The organism is Candidatus Pseudomonas phytovorans, assembly GCA_029202525.1.
Lineage (GTDB): Bacteria > Pseudomonadota > Gammaproteobacteria > Pseudomonadales > Pseudomonadaceae > Aquipseudomonas > Aquipseudomonas phytovorans.
In genome coordinates this window covers 6,053,897-6,070,221 of the sequence record CP119325.1, presented here as the reverse complement: position 1 = coordinate 6,070,221, position 16,325 = coordinate 6,053,897, and the positions used below count along the sequence as shown (strand labels likewise).

15 protein-coding genes are annotated in these 16,325 nt (G+C 62.6%); 5 read left to right on the top strand and 10 right to left on the bottom strand.

Going from position 1 to position 16,325, the window contains the following annotated elements:
* Nucleotides 1-67: 67 nt before the first annotated feature.
* From P0Y58_26895 to P0Y58_26880, 4 genes are all read right to left on the bottom strand, one after another.
* Nucleotides 68-2,011 carry a methyl-accepting chemotaxis protein gene (locus P0Y58_26895; GenBank protein ID WEK30466.1) on the bottom strand — a complete coding sequence of 648 codons (1,944 nt, stop codon included), beginning with the start codon at nt 2,009-2,011 and terminating at the stop codon, nt 68-70.
* 166 nt (nt 2,012-2,177) lie between these two features.
* Nucleotides 2,178-2,588 carry a Cu(I)-responsive transcriptional regulator gene (gene cueR, locus P0Y58_26890; protein ID WEK30465.1) on the bottom strand — a complete coding sequence of 137 codons (411 nt, stop codon included), beginning with the start codon at nt 2,586-2,588 and terminating at the stop codon, nt 2,178-2,180.
* The gene (locus tag P0Y58_26885) at nt 2,585-4,984 is read right to left on the bottom strand and encodes a heavy metal translocating P-type ATPase (protein ID WEK30464.1); all 2,400 of its coding nucleotides are present in this window, start codon (nt 4,982-4,984) and stop codon (nt 2,585-2,587) included. The genes cueR and P0Y58_26885 overlap by 4 nt, the downstream gene beginning before the upstream one ends.
* A 52-nt stretch (nt 4,985-5,036) precedes the next feature.
* Nucleotides 5,037-5,423 (bottom strand): hypothetical protein, encoded by a 387-nt coding sequence (locus P0Y58_26880; GenBank protein WEK30463.1) that lies wholly within the window; start codon nt 5,421-5,423, stop codon nt 5,037-5,039.
* A 145-nt stretch (nt 5,424-5,568) separates the two neighbouring features.
* Here P0Y58_26880 and P0Y58_26875 point away from each other — a divergent pair, with 145 nt between their 5' ends.
* Nucleotides 5,569-5,766: a cation transporter gene (locus P0Y58_26875; GenBank protein ID WEK30462.1), complete on the top strand. Its 198-nt coding sequence runs from the start codon at nt 5,569-5,571 to the stop codon at nt 5,764-5,766.
* A 218-nt stretch (nt 5,767-5,984) separates the two neighbouring features.
* Nucleotides 5,985-7,166, top strand: a complete 1,182-nt coding sequence (locus tag P0Y58_26870) for a multidrug effflux MFS transporter (GenBank protein ID WEK30461.1) — start codon at nt 5,985-5,987, stop codon at nt 7,164-7,166.
* Here P0Y58_26870 and P0Y58_26865 read toward each other — a convergent pair.
* Entirely contained in the window at nt 7,117-7,314 is a 198-nt protein-coding gene (locus P0Y58_26865; GenBank protein ID WEK30460.1) for a hypothetical protein, read from the bottom strand. The two genes, P0Y58_26870 and P0Y58_26865, sit on opposite strands and share 50 nt — an antisense overlap.
* A gap of 488 nt (nt 7,315-7,802) precedes the next feature.
* Between P0Y58_26865 and P0Y58_26860 the strand changes: the two genes are divergently transcribed.
* Nucleotides 7,803-8,516 (top strand): helix-turn-helix transcriptional regulator, encoded by a 714-nt coding sequence (locus P0Y58_26860; protein WEK30459.1) that lies wholly within the window; start codon nt 7,803-7,805, stop codon nt 8,514-8,516.
* Between the two features lie 19 nt (nt 8,517-8,535).
* Here the strand turns inward: P0Y58_26860 and P0Y58_26855 are convergent, their stop codons facing one another.
* The 5 genes from P0Y58_26855 to P0Y58_26835 all read right to left on the bottom strand — a co-directional run bounded on the left by P0Y58_26855 (nt 8,536) and on the right by P0Y58_26835 (nt 12,912).
* Nucleotides 8,536-9,483: an adenosine deaminase gene (locus P0Y58_26855; GenBank protein ID WEK30458.1), complete on the bottom strand. Its 948-nt coding sequence runs from the start codon at nt 9,481-9,483 to the stop codon at nt 8,536-8,538.
* Nucleotides 9,484-9,568: 85 nt separating this feature from the next.
* Nucleotides 9,569-10,255 (bottom strand): SDR family oxidoreductase, encoded by a 687-nt coding sequence (locus P0Y58_26850; GenBank protein ID WEK30457.1) that lies wholly within the window; start codon nt 10,253-10,255, stop codon nt 9,569-9,571.
* Between the two features lie 389 nt (nt 10,256-10,644).
* Entirely contained in the window at nt 10,645-11,229 is a 585-nt protein-coding gene (locus tag P0Y58_26845) for an IMPACT family protein (GenBank protein WEK30456.1), read from the bottom strand.
* 9 nt (nt 11,230-11,238) lie between these two features.
* Entirely contained in the window at nt 11,239-11,901 is a 663-nt protein-coding gene (locus P0Y58_26840) for a TetR/AcrR family transcriptional regulator (protein WEK30455.1), read from the bottom strand.
* A 90-nt stretch (nt 11,902-11,991) separates the two neighbouring features.
* Nucleotides 11,992-12,912 (bottom strand): LysR family transcriptional regulator, encoded by a 921-nt coding sequence (locus tag P0Y58_26835; protein WEK33402.1) that lies wholly within the window; start codon nt 12,910-12,912, stop codon nt 11,992-11,994.
* A gap of 115 nt (nt 12,913-13,027) precedes the next feature.
* Between P0Y58_26835 and P0Y58_26830 the strand changes: the two genes are divergently transcribed.
* Together P0Y58_26830 and P0Y58_26825 are read left to right on the top strand one after the other, a co-directional pair.
* Entirely contained in the window at nt 13,028-14,374 is a 1,347-nt protein-coding gene (locus tag P0Y58_26830) for an aspartate aminotransferase family protein (GenBank protein WEK30454.1), read from the top strand.
* A 73-nt stretch (nt 14,375-14,447) separates the two neighbouring features.
* On the top strand, nt 14,448-15,941 hold the full coding sequence (locus P0Y58_26825; protein ID WEK30453.1) for a CoA-acylating methylmalonate-semialdehyde dehydrogenase: 1,494 nt from the start codon (nt 14,448-14,450) through the stop codon (nt 15,939-15,941).
* The last annotated feature ends 384 nt before the right edge of the window (nt 15,942-16,325 follow it).

Sequence of the window (16,325 nt, the reverse complement as noted above, 5' to 3'; positions counted from 1 at the left end):
CTGCACCTGTGGGAGCGGGTTCATCGAGGCGTCGAACCGCCGCGAAGAGGCCGGGACAGGCAGCACATCAGGTACGGAACCTGCGCACCAGCGAATCCAGTTCATTGGACAGCCCGGCCAGGCTCTCGGAGTCCTGGCGCGCCGCCTGGGCCAGCTCGGCCACCAGCTGCGCATCCCCATGAATCTGGCTGATGTGCCGGTTGATGTCCTCGGCAACCTGGTGCTGTTCCTCGGCCGCTGTGGCGATCTGGGTGTTCATGTCGCGGATCACATCCACCGACTCACGGATTTGCCCGAAGCTGTCGCGGGCCAGGCCGATACGGCTCACCGACTGCTGCGACACTTCCAGGCTGGCATGCATTTGCTCGGCCACTTCGGCCGTGCGGCTGGCGAGGTTGCCCAGCAGGCCGTCGATTTCGGCAGTGGAGTCGGCGGTGCGCTTGGCCAGGGCTCGCACTTCGTCGGCGACCACGGCAAAGCCACGGCCCTGCTCACCGGCTCGCGCTGCTTCGATGGCCGCGTTCAGGGCCAGCAGGTTGGTCTGTTCGGCAATCGAACGGATGGTGCCGAGGATTGACTGAATGGCGTTGCTGTCACGCTCCAGCTGCTGGATCGACTGTGCCGATTGTTCGATTTCCTGGCTCAGGCGGTCGACGCTTTGCACGGCGGCATCAATCTGCTGCTGGCCTTCGCGGGCTTGCTGCTGGCCGCTGTCGGCCGACTGCGCCGCCTGGCTGCAGGAGCGGGCCACTTCGTTGGCGGTGGCGACCATTTCGTGGAAGGCGGTAGAAACCATGTCCACTGCTTCGCGCTGGCGGCCTGCCGCCTCGGCCATGTCGCCGGAAACCCGGGTCGAGCTGCTGGAGGTGCTGAGGATCTTGCCGGCCGCGGCGCCGATGTGCTGGATCAGGCTGCGAATGGCGCCGAGGAACTGGTTGAACCAGCTGGCCAGTTGCGCGGTTTCGTCGCGGCCACGGACTTCCAGGTTGCGGGTCAGGTCTCCCTCGCCCTGGGCAATGTCTTCCAGGCCGCTGGTGACGCTGTTGATCGGGCGCACGATCAGCTTGGCGAAGGCTGCACCGACCACGGCGAACAACGCGGCCAGCACCGCAGCGATGACGCCGATCAACCAAGTCAGGCGGGTGGTGTTCTGCATCACTTCGCTTTGCTCGATCAGGCCGATGAAGGTCCAGCCCAGTTGCTCGTCGGGGTAGACGTTGGCCATGTAGCGCACGCCATTGAGCTCGACCTCGACCAGGCCTTTGCCGGCCTTGGCCAGCGCGGCATAGCCGTCGCCAAAACTGGCCAGCTGCTTGAAGTTGTGTGCGGCGTCGCGCGGGTCGACCATGACGTTACCGTTGCTTTCAACCAGCATCAGGTAGCCGCTTTCACCCAGCTTGATCTGTTTGACGATCTCGGTCAGGCCTTTGAGCGACACATCGATGTTGACCACGCCACCAGGGTTGCCCAGCTGGTTGGCCACGGCCCGCACGGTGCTGACCAGCACCGCGTCATCGGCGGCCCAGTAGTAGGCGCCGGTACGCACGGTCTTGCCCGGGTTGGCCATGGCCAGTTGGTACCAGGGGCGGGTGCGTGGGTCGTAATTGACGAACTTCTGCCCGGCCGGCCAGCCGGTGTAGCCGCCGTCGTTCACCCCGTACGACAGGTAGGCATAGGCGGGATGCGAGTTGGCCAGGCGGGTCATGAAATCGAGCAACTGGTTGGCCTGCTCGCCCAGTTCGTAGGACGGTGCGGCGCTCATGTACTTGTTCAGCTCGCTGCCCGTGGCGGCGACCATTGGCTGCGAAGCCATGTACTCGACGTTCTGGTTGATACCTTGGAAGAAGATGTTCATCGCGTTGCTGACCTGGCGGATTTCCCGGCTGCTGCCGTCAAGGAATCCGTCGCGGGCTTCGCCACGCAGGTTGAGGACCACCAGGGTGGCCACGAGGACGATGGGCAAGCCGGCGATGACCGCGAATGCCCAGGTCAGTTTCTGTTTGATGCTCATCGACGCTCCCGGAATTTATTGTTGTCGACACACGAGGCAGGTAGCAGTGCATCGGCAGCGTCCGGGATTTATGTAGGAAAACGCCTGTATTTATTGGACAAAGTCGCAGCTGGTGACTATTCGGTCGCGTTTGGACGCTTTTGGCATACCAAACGCTGGTGACCGATCAGTGACAGCAGCTGTTGGCTGCACCGTTGGCCAGGTCCTTGAGGATCGGGCAGTCCGGGCGGTCGTCCCCCTGGCAATGCGAAACCAGTTCGCCAAGTGTATCGCGCAGGCTTACCAGCTCTTCGATACGCCGGTTCAGCTCATCGATGTGCTGCATGGCCAGCGCCTTCACATCGGCGCTGGCGCGCTGGCGGTCCTGCCACAGGGTCAGCAGCTTGCCGACCTCTTCCAGGGAAAAGCCCAGGTCGCGCGAGCGCTTGATGAACGCCAGGCTGTGCAAGTCTTCGTCCCGGTACAGGCGGTAGCCGCTGTCGCTGCGCATGGCCGGCTTGAGCAGGCCGATGGATTCGTAATAACGGATCATCTTGGTGCTAAGCCCGCTGCGGCGGGCGGCCTGGCCGATGTTCATGGCGCCTCCTTGTTGATGCTGGTGGGTTTCCACGCCTTGAGCCACAGCGCGTTGCTGACCACACTGACGCTGGACAGGGCCATGGCGGCGCCGGCCAGTACCGGGTTGAGGTAGCCCAGCGCGGCCAGCGGTATGCCGATCAGGTTATAGATGAACGCCCAGAACAGGTTCTGGCGGATCTTGGCGTAAGTCTTGCGGCTGATCTCCAGGGCGGCTGGCACCAGGCGCGGGTCGCCTCGCATCAGGGTGATGCCGGCAGCCTGCATGGCTACGTCGGTACCGCCACCCATGGCAATGCCGATATCGGCGGCCGCCAGGGCCGGAGCGTCGTTGATGCCATCGCCGACCATGGCGACCACGCCGTTTTGCTTGAGCGCGGCCACGGTGGCCGCTTTGTCGGCAGGCAGCACTTCGGCATACACATCGTCGATGCCCAGGGCGTCGGCCACCACTTTGGCGCTGCCGCGGTTGTCGCCGGTCAGCAAGTGGCTGCTGATGTGCTGAGCGTGCAGGGTGTTGATAGCCTGCGCGGCGCCGGGTTTGAGGCTATCGCCAAAGGCGAACAGGCCCAGCACACGCGGTTGCGTGCCACGTTCGATCAGCCATGACAGGGTGCGCCCCTCGGCTTCCCAGGCCTGCGCCTTGGCGGCAAGGTCACCGGGCTGCAATGCGCTTTCGTCGAGCAGGCGGCGGTTACCCAGCGCCAGCTCGCGGCCCTCCACGCGCCCGGCAATGCCACGCCCGGTCAACGACTGGCTGTCGGCAACGCTGGGCACGTCCAACCCCTGTTCGGCGCAGGCGTCCAGCACCGCCTTGGCCAGTGGGTGCTCGCTGCCACGCTGCAGGGCGCCGGCCAGGCGGTGCAGGTCGGCGCTGCTGGCTGCTTGCGCCTGGCTGTGGACTACCCGCGGGCTGCCAGAAGTAAGGGTGCCGGTCTTGTCGAAGACCACGCGGTTGACCGCATGCGCACGCTCCAGGGCCTCGGCGTCCTTGATCAGGATGCCGTGACGTGCGGCGACCCCGGTGCCGGCCATGATTGCCGCAGGCGTTGCCAGGCCGAGGGCGCAGGGGCAGGCGATGACCAGCACCGCGACGGCGTTGATCAACGCGGTTTCCAGCGGCGCGCCGGCCAGCCACCAGCCGATCAGGGTAATCAGGGCCAGTACCAGCACGGCCGGGACGAATACCTGGCTGACCCGGTCGACCAGCTTCTGGATCGGCGCCTTGGCTGCCTGGGCGTCTTCGACCAGGCGAATGATACGGGCCAGCACGGTTTCGGTACCCAGCGCCTGGGTGCGCACCAGCAACCGGCCTTCGCCATTGATGGCACCACCGGTGACGCTGTCGCCGGGTTGCTTGGGCACCGGCAGGCTCTCGCCGCTGATCAGGGCCTCATCGGCATGGCTGCTGCCGTCTTCGACCACACCATCGACCGGGAAGCGCTCGCCGGGTTTGACCAGCACCAGGTTGCCCAGGCTCAGTTCGGCGATGGCCACATCCTGCTCCTGGCCGTCGACCACACGCACGGCGCGTTCCGGGCGCAGTGCCTCAAGGGCACGAATGGCGCTGGCGGTCTGGCGCTTGGCACGGCTTTCCAGGTACTTGCCCAGTAACACCAGGGCAATCACCACGGCCGAGGCTTCAAAGTACAGGTGTGGGGCCATGCCGGCGGGGGCTTGCGCCCACTGGTACAGGCTCAAGCCGTAGCCAGCACTGGTGCCCAGGGCCACAAGCAGGTCCATGTTGCCGGCACCGGCGCGTACGGCCTTCCAGGCGGCTATGTAAAAGCGGGCACCGAGAATGAACTGTACGGGCGTGGCCAGCAGGAACTGCGCCCATGCAGGCAACATCCAGTGCAGGCCAAACGGCTGCACCAGCATTGGCAGTACCAGCGGCAGGGCCAACAGCAAGGCTGCGCCGACCGCCAGGCGCTCATTGCGCAGGCGGCGCTGGGCAGCGCTTTGGTCGTCCTTGGCCGTTTGCGGCTGGCTGGCGCTGTAGCCGGCCTTGTGCACGGCGTCGATCAGCAGGTTGTCGTCGAGGGCCGCCAGCACCTCAAGGTGTGCGCGTTCGCTGGCGAGGTTGACGCTGACCTGCTCGACCCCGGGCAGCTTGCCCAAGGCACGCTCTACGCGGCCGACGCAACTGGCGCAGGTCATGCCGCCAATCTGTAGTTCGACGCTACGGGTGGGCACGCCGTAGCCGGCTTCGCGCACAGCGTCGACCAGGGCGGGCAGGCTGTTGGCCGGGGCCTGGACCCGGGCCTGTTCGGTGGCGAGGTTGACGCTGACCTGTTCAGCGCCGGTGACCTTGCGCAGGGCGCGCTCGACCCGGCCGGCACAGCTGGCGCAGGTCATGCCGGAGATCGGCAGGTCATAAGTGGTGGATGCGGGCATGGCTCTCCTCCTTGGACAGGCCTCCAGCATCAACCTTGCCATGCAGGTAAGGTCAATAGCCCAGGCCGGCTCGCTTCAACTCCAGCCCATATTGCCCCATCGCGATGCGGTATTTGTTGATCTGGCCCGTCTGCAGGTTCAAACGTGTGCTGCGTTGGTCTTCGATGCCCGGCGCGCAGCCTGGCATCTGCCCTGGCAGCAGGCGCAGGCGCACATCCACCGGGCCGGGTGGCAGGTTGAACGAGGTGGATTGCTCCTGAAACACACGCCCGGAAAGCTGATCGTTGAGGTAGACGCCGATTTCGCAGTTGGTGGCCACTTCCAGGCGCTCGCGGGAAATGATCAGCACGCTATAGTCCGAATTGCCCTCGGCGCTGGCCGGTGGCACCGCAGCCAGCGCGCTCAACAGCCCTACGACGCCCAATGCTGCCCTGAACATGAAGAATCTCCTGCTTGCCTGATCGTCAAACGCGAAGCTTGGCCGACGCGGGCGCAGATTTCCACCCCATGTGTTGCTGGCGGCGCTTGACCTTGCCCCGATGGCAAGCTTGAGACTCGTTGAAAACCTGAAGGAGGCAACCCCTATGCAAGTGTTCAATGTACAAGGCATGACCTGCGGCCATTGCGTGAAAGCCGTGACCCGGGCGGTGCAGGAGCAGGATGCTGCGGCCAAGGTCGAGATCGACCTGGCGGCCAAACAGGTGCGGGTGCAGAGCGAACTGGGGCAGGAGCAGATCCTTACCGCCATCCGCGATGAAGGTTATCAGGCCGAACTGGCCTGAAGACTTACCTGTGGGAGCGGGCGTGCCCGCGAACACCGGCATAGCCGGTGCCATCCACCGCGTTGCCTGATTCGCGGGCACGCCCGCTCCCACAGGGAACACGCCAGTTTTGGAGTTTTGAGCGAGACCAAGACCCAGGTTTGTTGCAAATGTTTTCATACCGATAGTGTCCACAGCAGGTAGAATCACTGACTTGCTTAGCCTGCTATGGATTCCTGATGAACCTGCGAATGGTGCTCATCCTGGGCGCACTCAGTGCGTTCGGGCCCTTGGCGATCGACTTCTACCTGCCCGCCTTCCCGGCCATGGCGCAGGCGTTCGCCACCGATGAAAAACACATCCAGGCCACCTTGGCCGCCTACTTCCTCGGCCTGTCCATCGGCCAGTTGGCCTATGGCCCGGTAGCCGACCGCTTTGGCCGGCGCCTACCGCTGATGTTCGGTGTGACCCTGTTTACCCTGGCGTCGCTGGCCTGTGCGTATGCCCCCAACCTCGATGCCTTGGTGCTGGCGCGCTTTGTCCAGGCACTGGGCGGTTGTGCCGGCATGGTGCTGTCGCGGGCCATCGTCAGCGACAAGTGCGACCCGGTGGCTTCAGCCAAGGTGTTTTCGCAACTGATGCTGGTCATGGGCCTGGCGCCGATTCTGGCACCGATGCTGGGCGGGGTGCTGGTGAATGTGGCGGGCTGGCAGTCGATCTTCCTGGTCTTGAGCCTGTTCAGTGCCGGCTGCCTGCTGGCGGTCAGCCTTGGCCTGCCGGAAAGCCTGCCTGCGCACATGCCGCGTCAGCCGCTGTCTGGTGCTTTGCGCCAGTACCTGCGCTTGCTCGCTGACCGTGTGTTCCTTGGCCATGCCTTGACCGGCGGTATCGCCATTGCCGGCATGTTTGCCTACATCGCCGGTTCGCCTTTCGTGTTCATCAAGCTCTATGACGTGCCGCCCGAACACTACGGTTGGCTTTTCGGCACCAATGCCGCCGGCTTTATCCTGGTGGCGCAGGTGAATGCGCGTTTGTTGGCCAAGCGTGGGCCGGCGTTCTTGCTGGCACGCGGGGTGTGGGTGTACCTGGCTGCAGGCTTGGTGCTGTCGGGCGTGGCAGCATTGCAGCCGACACAGTTGTGGCCGCTGCTGGTACCGCTGTTCATCTGCATCGCCAGCCTGGGCTGCATCATCCCCAACGCCTCTGCATGTGCCATGAGCGGGCAGGGTGCAAGGGCCGGCAGCGCCTCGGCACTGATGGGCTGCCTGCAGTTCAGCGTCGCCGCAGGGGCGGCGGCACTGGTCGGCCTGCTGCATGATGGCAGTGCGGTACCGATGGCGATGGTGATCAGCTTGTGCGGTGCATTGGCGGTCAGTGTCGCGCTGTTGACCCAACGCTTGCAGGCCAAGCGTCCCGCATAAGCGGGTGAGGTGCCTGCAGGCGGGTCTCCAGCGTGGCGACAAAGGCCCGCGCCTCGGCCTCGCTACGGAAACTGACCACGTGTTGATCGAGCTGGACCTGCCAAGGGCAGGCAGGGTTTCGGCTCGATGCACTGACGACAATTTTCATCGCGGCATACCTCCAGAAGGGGGGAGCCGCTCAAGTGTAGCGCTGCCCCTGGTGCCTGCCACAGCCTGTATCAGTGTTCTGACTGACGGTCGACAGGCGCATTTCTCTCGCGCTTCTCCCTGCGTTGGGCGCAATGCCCGTAAACCGGCAGAACCTTCGCTTCGTTTCGCGCTATTTGTGGAAAATGGTTGTGGGCCGTATCTGAAATTGCAGCACGTCTTTTTTCATCAAGATATTTCTGTGCCGCTGTAGGCGTATATCGAAGCTTTGGCTGATCGGGTTCCGGGCAGTTTGCCGAGGCCGCTTAACTGGTTGCCAAGGGTAGGTATACCCACTGGTTTTCCGACGCAGGTACTCGGCGCGTGCTCGCCTGAACGGCGTTTTCTGCGGCTTATACTGGCGAATCAGGCCAGTGACAGCGAGAGGTACTTCCCTGCCAGGGTTGGCCATCGCATCCACACAGTGAACTTGCAGGGAGTTACAGGGACATGAACGCAGCCAGCAGTATCAGCCAGATTGCCAGCCTGATGGCCGACCCCAAGCGCAGTGCCATGTTGTGGGCATTGATCGATGGCACACCCCGGCTTGCGAATGAGCTCGCGATAATGACTGGCCTGACGTCGTCGTCGGCTTGCGCGCACCTTTCCTTGCTGTCGTCGGCCGGTTTGCTCAGGCATGAAGCTCGGGGCCGTAAGCGCTATTTCCGCTTGGCAACACCGCAGGTGGGGGCCGCGGTGGAGGCGCTTGCCAGTGTTCAGCTGGAGAGCGCCAGGGGGGAGCGGGCGAAGGCGCCGGTATCACGGCTGCCCATGTCGATGCGCCGGGCACGCCGTTGTGGCGATCACCTGGGTGGAGAGCTGGCCAGTGAGCTGTATCACCGCCTGGTGGTGGCTGGCTGGCTGGAAGGCAGCGGTCGACAGTTGGTGGTAACTGACGAGGGGCGTGCGCAGTTGGCGTCGGTCGGGGTCTATATCGATGCCCTGGCGCCACACCAGCAGCGTGGTTGTGTGATCTGCCGTTGCACCGAGTGGAACGACCAGGCCCCGCACCTGGGCGGTGTTCTGGGCCAGGCCTTGTTCAGGCTGTTCCTGCAATCTGGCTGGATGCGAGAGGCCGAGGACACGCGGGCGTTGCATATCTCGGCGCTGGGTATCCAGCAGATCAATCGCATAGCCCGCGTGGAGACGCTGCAGGTCGGTTGAGCGCTACGCCGTCGCTCAGTCAGACCAGCCGGGCGTCCAGGCTGTTCTGTGCGAGGCGACGGGCCTGGTCTTCGGTCATGCCCAGATGGGTGTGCAGGGCGTGGAAGTTTTCGGTCACGTAGCCGCCGAAGTAGGCCGGGTCGTCCGAGTTGACCGTGACCTTCACGCCGCGTTCGAGCATGTCCAGAATGTTGTGCTGGCTCATGTGATCGAACACGCAAAGCTTGGTGTTGGACAGCGGGCACACCGTGAGCGGAATCTGCTCATCGATGATGCGTTGCATCAGGCGCTCGTCTTCGATGGCGCGTACGCCGTGGTCGATACGCTTGATTTGCAGCAGGTCCAGCGCTTCCCAGATGTACTCGGGCGGGCCTTCTTCGCCGGCATGAGCGACGGCAACAAAGCCTTCGCTGCGGGCGCGGTCGAACACACGCTGGAACTTGCTCGGCGGGTGGCCCATTTCCGAGCTGTCCAGGCCAACGGCGATGAATGCCTCGCGGAACGGCAGGGCTTGGTCGAGGGTTTTTTGCGCTTCCTCTTCACTGAGGTGGCGCAGGAAGCTGAGGATCAGGCCGCTACTGATGCCCAGTTGCTTGCGGCCATCCTTCAGCGCCTGGTCGATGCCATTGAGCACCACTTCGAAGGGGATGCCGCGGTCGGTGTGAGTTTGCGGGTCGAAGAACGGTTCGGTGTGGATCACATTCTGGGCTTTGCATCGTTGCAGGTAGGCCCAGGTCAGGTCGTAAAAGTCCTGCTCGGTACGCAGCACATCCGCGCCCTGATAATACAGGTCGAGAAACTCCTGCAGGTTGTTGAAAGCATAGGCACCGCGCAAGGTCTCCACATCGGCCCAAGGCAGGGCGATCTTGTTGCGCTCGGCCAGGGCGAACAGCAGCTCGGGCTCCAGCGAGCCTTCCAGGTGCAGGTGCAGTTCGGCCTTTGGCAGGGCGTTCAACCAGTCATACATAGTGGTTCATCTCAATCAGGTACGGTTGCCGCCATTCTACAGGGGCCGGCCGGGCAATGCGCCCGGCCGGCTGCGACCTGGTGAATCACCAGATCAAGGGTTCGCCCTTGTAGTTGATAAAGCGCAGGCCGCCGTTGCCGCTTTGGGCCTTGATCTGTTCGATCATGCCGCGGGTGCTGGTGAGCACGTCGATTTCAGCGTTTTCGCCACCCATGTCGGTTTTCACCCAGCCGGGGTGCATGGCCAGCACGCACAGGTCCGGGCGCTGCTGCTCGACAACAAAGCTGTTGATCATCGAGTTCAGTGCAGCCTTGCTGGCTTTGTAAAGGCAGACTTCACCGCCGTCGGGAATGGTCACACTGCCCAGGATCGAGCTCATGAACGCCAGCACGCCGCTGTTTTCGCGTACTTGGCTGACCAAGCGACGGGCCACGCGAATCGGCGCCACGGCATTGGTCATGAACAGGTCGCCGATGTCGTTGTTCTGCACCGTCTCCAGGTCTTGCGGCAGCGGACCCATAACGCCGGCGTTGACGAACACCAGGTCGAACACCTGGCCGTGCAGGCGTTGCTTCAGGCCATCGAGCTGGGCGGTGTCGTTCATTTCCAGTTGCTCGATGTGCACGCCGGGGACGTCCGCCAGCGCGCCTGGTTGCTGCGGGTTGCGCACGGTGGCGGTGATGTTCCAGCCGTCTTCGTGCAGGCGTTGTACCAGGCCCAGGCCAAGCCCGCGCGAGGCGCCGATGATGAGGGCGGTTTTTGAATTAGCCATAGGAACATTCCTTTATCGATGTAGGAAAAAGGAATTGAGCATAGTGCAACTGTGAGTCGCAAAGCAGCCCAGGCACTCTCAAGGCTTACCCGCCGACTGGCTAAAAAACGATCAGTAGGGCCACGCCCTTGCGTGGCCGGGCGCTTCGCCCGTTAGCGCACGGCTTATCCACAGGCTGGTCCACAGTTATTGTGTGCAAGCCTACGGCGAGGCAGTCAGACCCGCCTGGACGCTTGTTGGGGATAACTCGCGAGCTTTCAGCAGTTTGCGGCTGTCATCAAACAGTGATCAAAATATGATCAAAGCTCTGTGAGCCTTGAAAACAGTAGCGTGCAAGCGACTGCCCCAAGGTTATCCACAGGCGGGCCCACAGTTGTTGTGGGCAATGTTCAGCGCGCTTCGAGCATAATGCGCCCGCGGCTCAGATCGGCCAGTTGCTGCTGCAGAGGCGCCAGGTGGGCGTCACCGAGCGCAATCAACAGGTCCACGCCATTGGCGGTGAACTGTTCATCCAGTACCAGGCCGTCAACCTCCGCCAGGCGCAGCTTCACCAGTGCCAGTTCGCTGAAACTGCAACTGCAGGCGAATTCGCTGCGGTGCACCAGCAGCCGCTTGGGCGCCTGTTGCAGGCACTTGTTGGCGCCGCCCCCATAGGCCCTGGCCAGGCCACCGGTACCCAGCTGGATGCCGCCGTACCAGCGGATCACCAGCACCACGACCTGGTCGCAGTCCTGCGCTTCGATGGCGGCCAGGATCGGCCGGCCTGCGGTGCCACCGGGTTCGCCGTCATCGTTGCTACGGTACTGCGCGCCGAGTTTCCAGGCCCAGCAGTTGTGGGTGGCGGCCAGGTCGCTGTGGCGCTCGATGAAACTCATCGCTTCGGCGGCACTGCTGATCGGCCCGGCGAGAGTGATGAAGCGGCTTTTGCGGATGTCCTCGCGATATTCGCAGAGGTCGAGCAGGGTAGAAGGCATAAATGACGGTTACACAGCCGGCTTGATGCCGCAGCCCTTCAAAATGATGTGGATAAGGTTATTGCTCGCGTCTTCCATGTCCTGCTTGGTCAAGCGGCTGCGGCCGGTGACCTGGCAGATCTGGGTGGCGAAGTCGGCGTAATGCTGGGTGCTGCCCCAGAGCAGGAAAATCAGGTGCACCGGGTCGACCGGGTCCATCTTGCCGGCTTCGATCCAGGCCTGGAACACGGCAGCCCGGCCACGAAACCACTCGCGGTAGTCGGCACTGAAGTACTCGGTCAGGCAGGTGCCGCCGCTGATCACTTCCATGGCGAAAATCCGCGAGGCCTGTGGGTTGCGGCGCGAGAACTCCATCTTTGTGCGGATGTACTGGCTCAGGGCTTCACCCGGGTCGTCCTCGACGCTCAAGGCGTTGAAGGTGCTGTCCCACAACTCGATGATGTTGCTGAGCACGGCAATGTACAGGCCCAGCTTGTTGGTGAAGTAGTAATGCAGGTTGGCCTTGGGCAACTGCGCCTTGAGGGCAATGGTGTTCATGCTGGTGCCCTTGAAACCATGGCGGGCGAACTCGTCCTCGGCGGCCTGGATAATGGCCTGTTCGTTTTTCTGGCGGATGCGGCCCGCGGGCTTGCCCGAGGTGGAGAGGCGGTGCGCAGGGACTTCTAGGGTCATGGACGATTCCGTACGGGTCAGTGGCTGCGGCTGTCGGACAAGATTACCTGCCTGCGCCGAACTGACAAGCATTTGCGGCAAGGACTGGCATCAACGTGTCGCAGCCAGGCTGTCGAGGAAGCTTTCCAGCACCAGATTCGGTCGCCGGCCCTTGCGCGTGACCCAGCTCAGGCTCAGGTCATAGAAGCGCTGTTGCGGCTTGAGGGCGCGCAAGCGGCCTTGCTGCACCCAGAACGTGGCGTAGTGGTCGGGCAGGTAGCCGATGTAGCGCCCGGTGAGGATGAGAAACGCCATGCCTTCGCGGTCCGAAGCACTGGCCGTGCAGTTCAGCGCCTGGTAATGGGCCTGGATGTCGGCGGGCAGGCGGAAGGTGGGGGTAATGGCTTCCTGGCTGTTGAGGCGTTCGTCGTCGATCTGCTGGTCATCGGCATAGAACAGTGGATGGCCAACCGCGCAGTACAGTAGCGAGCGTTCGCTGTACAACGGCTGATATTCAAGGCCCGACAGCGGGCTGGTCTGGGGTACCACGCCGACATGCAGGCTGCCGTCGAGCACACCGTGCTCCACCTGGCTGGGGGCGACCATGCGGATCTGGATACGCACATCGGGCCCGCGGTCCTTCAGTTCGGCCAAGGCATGGGTGATGCGCATGTGCGGCAGGGTTACCAGATTGTCGGTCAGGCCAATGTTCAATTCGCCACGCAAGTGCTGGTGCAGGCCGTTCACCTCGGTGCGGAAGCTTTCCAGGGCGCTGAGCAGTTGCAGTGCCGAATGGTAGACCTCACGGCCTTCCTCGGTCAGCGAGAAACCGGCGCGTCCTCGTTGGCAAAGGCGCAGGCCGAGGCGCTGCTCAAGGTCGTTCATTTGCTGGCTGATGGCCGAGCGGCCGATGCCCAGCACGTTCTCGGCGGCCGAGAAGCCACCGCACTCGACGACGCTGCGGTAGATTTTCAGCAGGCGGATGTCGAAATCGCTGACTTGGGCGAGTGGATCGGGGCGTCGGCTCATCAGTTTAGTCACGGCCTGTCTGAAGATTAGAAATGTTGGCTTTTTCAGACTTTATCGCCGTGCCAATTTAGCTGCAACAAGATCCATCGCTGCCTAATCGTCTTCCGAGGAACCGCCGATGAACATGCCCGAAACCGCTACCGCCGGTATCGCCAGCCAGCTCAAGCTGGATGCCCACTGGATGCCTTACACCGCCAACCGTAACTTCCACCGCGACCCACGGTTGATCGTGGCGGCCGAAGGCAACTACCTGGTCGATGACCAGGGGCGCAAGATTTTCGACGCGCTGTCTGGCCTGTGGACCTGTGGCGCCGGGCACACCCGCAAGGAAATCACCGACGCGGTGACCCGCCAGCTGGGCACCCTGGACTACTCCCCGGCGTTCCAGTTCGGCCACCCGCTGTCCTTCCAGTTGGCGGAAAAGATTGCGGATCTGGTGCCTGGCGATCTGAACCACGTCTTCTACACCAACTCCGGGTCCGAGTGCGCCGATACCGCGCTGAAAATGGTGCGTGCCTACTGGCGCCTGAAAGGCCAGGCGACCAAGACCAAGATGATCGGCCGTGCCCGTGGCTACCATGGCGTGAACATCGCCGGTACCAGCCTGGGTGGCGTCAACGGTAACCGCAAGATGTTCGGCCAGTTGCTGGATGTCGACCACCTGCCTCACACCGTGCTGCCGGTGAACGCCTTCTCCAAGGGCATGCCGGAGGAGGGCGGTATTGCCCTCGCTGACGAAATGCTCAAGCTGATCGAGCTGCACGATGCCTCCAACATCGCTGCGGTGATCGTCGAGCCGCTGGCGGGTTCGGCCGGTGTACTGCCGCCGCCGAAGGGTTACCTGAAGCGCCTGCGTGAAATCTGCACCCAGCACAACATCCTGCTGATCTTCGACGAAGTCATCACCGGCTTCGGGCGCATGGGCGCGATGACCGGCGCTGAAGCCTTTGGCGTTACCCCGGACCTGATGTGCATTGCCAAGCAGGTAACCAACGGCGCCATTCCAATGGGCGCGGTGATTGCCAGCAGCGAGATCTACCAGACCTTCATGAACCAGCCGACGCCGGAATACGCTGTGGAGTTCCCGCACGGCTACACGTACTCGGCCCACCCTGTTGCCTGTGCCGCCGGTATCGCCGCGCTGGACTTGCTGCAGAAAGAAAACCTGGTGCAGTCTGCCGCCGAACTGGCGCCGCACTTCGAGAAGCTGCTGCACGGCGTGAAGGGCACCAAGAACGTCGTCGATATCCGTAACTACGGCCTGGCAGGCGCCATCCAGATCGCCGCCCGTGACGGTGATGCCATCGTCCGCCCGTACGAAGTGGCGATGAAACTGTGGAAGGCAGGCTTCTATGTACGCTTCGGCGGCGACACTCTGCAGTTCGGCCCAACGTTCAACACTACGCCGCAGGAGCTGGACCGCCTGTTCGACGCAGTCGGCGAAAACCTGAACCTGATCGACTGATCTTTCCGATTTTGATACCAGGTGCGTGCACGTATCGCGCGCCTGGCTCTTCCTTCTTTATCTGGAGTTTTGCATGAGCATTGTTCAGCACCTGATCCATGGCGAGCTGGTTTCCAAAGGTGAGCGCACCGCCGATGTCTTCAATCCGTCCACTGGCCAGGCGGTACGCAAGGTCGAGCTGGCCAGTCGGGCTACCGTGCAGGAAGCGATCGACTCCGCCAAGGCGGCCTTCCCGGCCTGGCGCAACACCCCGCCGGCCAAGCGCGCCCAGGTGATGTTCCGCTTCAAGCAACTGCTGGAGCAGAACGAAGCCAAGATCTCGCAGATGATCAGCGAAGAGCATGGCAAGACCGTTGAAGACGCGGCCGGCGAACTGAAGCGCGGCATCGAGAACGTCGAGTTCGCCTGCGCAGCGCCAGAAGTGCTGAAGGGCGAGTACAGCCGTAACGTAGGCCCGAACATTGATGCCTGGTCCGACTTCCAGCCATTGGGCGTTGTTGCCGGTATCACTCCGTTCAACTTCCCGGCCATGGTGCCGCTGTGGATGTACCCGCTGGCCATCGCCTGCGGCAACGCTTTCATCCTCAAACCTTCCGAGCGTGACCCGAGCTCGACCCTTTACATTGCCCAGCTGCTGCTGGAAGCCGGCCTGCCGAAGGGCATCCTGAACGTAGTGCACGGTGACAAGGAAGCGGTGGATGCGCTGATCGAAGCGCCAGAAGTCAAAGCGCTGAGCTTCGTCGGTTCAACGCCGATCGCCGAGTACATCTATGCCGAAGGCACCAAGCGCGGCAAGCGCGTGCAAGCCCTGGGTGGCGCGAAGAACCACGCGGTGCTGATGCCCGATGCCGACCTGGACAACGCCGTCAGCGCGCTGATGGGCGCGGCCTATGGTTCGTGCGGCGAGCGTTGCATGGCGATTTCGGTGGCGGTATGCGTGGGCGACCAGGTTGCCGATGCATTGATTGCCAAGCTGGAACCGCAGATCAAGGCACTGAAGATTGGTGCCGGCACCTCGTGCGGCCTGGACATGGGCCCGCTGGTGACCGCCGCTGCGCGTGACAAGGTAGTGGGCTATATAGATGACGGTGTGGCTTCGGGTGCCAGGTTGGTGGTGGACGGCCGTGGGTTCCGGGTAGCCGGCAATGAAGATGGCTACTTCGTGGGCGGCACGCTGTTCGACAAAGTGACCCCCGAGATGCGTATCTATAAAGAAGAGATCTTTGGGCCGGTCCTGTGCATTGTGCGGGTGAATAGCCTGGAACAGGCCATGCAACTGATCAACGATCACGAATATGGCAACGGTACCTGCATTTTCACCCGTGACGGTGAAGCGGCGCGCCTGTTCTGTGACGAGATCGAAGTGGGCATGGTGGGTGTGAACGTGCCGCTGCCGGTACCGGTGGCTTACCACAGCTTTGGCGGCTGGAAGCGTTCGCTGTTTGGTGACCTGCATGCCTATGGGCCGGACGGGGTGCGCTTCTATACCCGTCGCAAGGCAATTACCCAGCGCTGGCCGCAGCGGGCTAGCCATGAAGCGTCGCAGTTTGCATTCCCTAGCCTCTAAAGGCAGGTAGCTAAAGCGGGGAGGCCGATAGGCCTCCCCGCTTTGTTTTTCAGCGATATTGAAGTTTGTTGAAATTAAAGGTTGACGGGGTTTCGAATCCCCTTATAATGCGCCCCACTTCCAGCGACAACGGAACGACAAACTCCTTGAGATTCAATGAGTTAGACGATTCGAAAGGCGCTGTAAGGGCTTCGATCGAAAGATCGGCAGCGGTGATAAAGGCAGTTGACAGCGGATTTAAACGCTGTATTATTCGCCTCCCGCTACGAGAGATCGCAGCGAGCCAAGTGTTTGAAGTTGAACGAGATTCTCGCAAAAAACTTCAAAATAAACGCTTGACAGGCTCTGAGGAAAGCGTAGAATGCGCGCCTCGGTTGAGACGAA

Coding starts and splice junctions, on each gene's coding strand:
- P0Y58_26895 (WEK30466.1), bottom strand. CDS start 2,011: ATGAGCATCAAACAGAAACTGACCTGGGCATTCGCGGTCATCGCCGGC.
- cueR (WEK30465.1), bottom strand. CDS start 2,588: ATGAACATCGGCCAGGCCGCCCGCCGCAGCGGGCTTAGCACCAAGATG.
- P0Y58_26885 (WEK30464.1), bottom strand. CDS start 4,984: ATGCCCGCATCCACCACTTATGACCTGCCGATCTCCGGCATGACCTGC.
- P0Y58_26880 (WEK30463.1), bottom strand. CDS start 5,423: ATGTTCAGGGCAGCATTGGGCGTCGTAGGGCTGTTGAGCGCGCTGGCT.
- P0Y58_26875 (WEK30462.1), top strand. CDS start 5,569: ATGCAAGTGTTCAATGTACAAGGCATGACCTGCGGCCATTGCGTGAAA.
- P0Y58_26870 (WEK30461.1), top strand. CDS start 5,985: ATGAACCTGCGAATGGTGCTCATCCTGGGCGCACTCAGTGCGTTCGGG.
- P0Y58_26865 (WEK30460.1), bottom strand. CDS start 7,314: ATGAAAATTGTCGTCAGTGCATCGAGCCGAAACCCTGCCTGCCCTTGG.
- P0Y58_26860 (WEK30459.1), top strand. CDS start 7,803: ATGAACGCAGCCAGCAGTATCAGCCAGATTGCCAGCCTGATGGCCGAC.
- P0Y58_26855 (WEK30458.1), bottom strand. CDS start 9,483: ATGTATGACTGGTTGAACGCCCTGCCAAAGGCCGAACTGCACCTGCAC.
- P0Y58_26850 (WEK30457.1), bottom strand. CDS start 10,255: ATGGCTAATTCAAAAACCGCCCTCATCATCGGCGCCTCGCGCGGGCTT.
- P0Y58_26845 (WEK30456.1), bottom strand. CDS start 11,229: ATGCCTTCTACCCTGCTCGACCTCTGCGAATATCGCGAGGACATCCGC.
- P0Y58_26840 (WEK30455.1), bottom strand. CDS start 11,901: ATGACCCTAGAAGTCCCTGCGCACCGCCTCTCCACCTCGGGCAAGCCC.
- P0Y58_26830 (WEK30454.1), top strand. CDS start 13,028: ATGAACATGCCCGAAACCGCTACCGCCGGTATCGCCAGCCAGCTCAAG.
- P0Y58_26825 (WEK30453.1), top strand. CDS start 14,448: ATGAGCATTGTTCAGCACCTGATCCATGGCGAGCTGGTTTCCAAAGGT.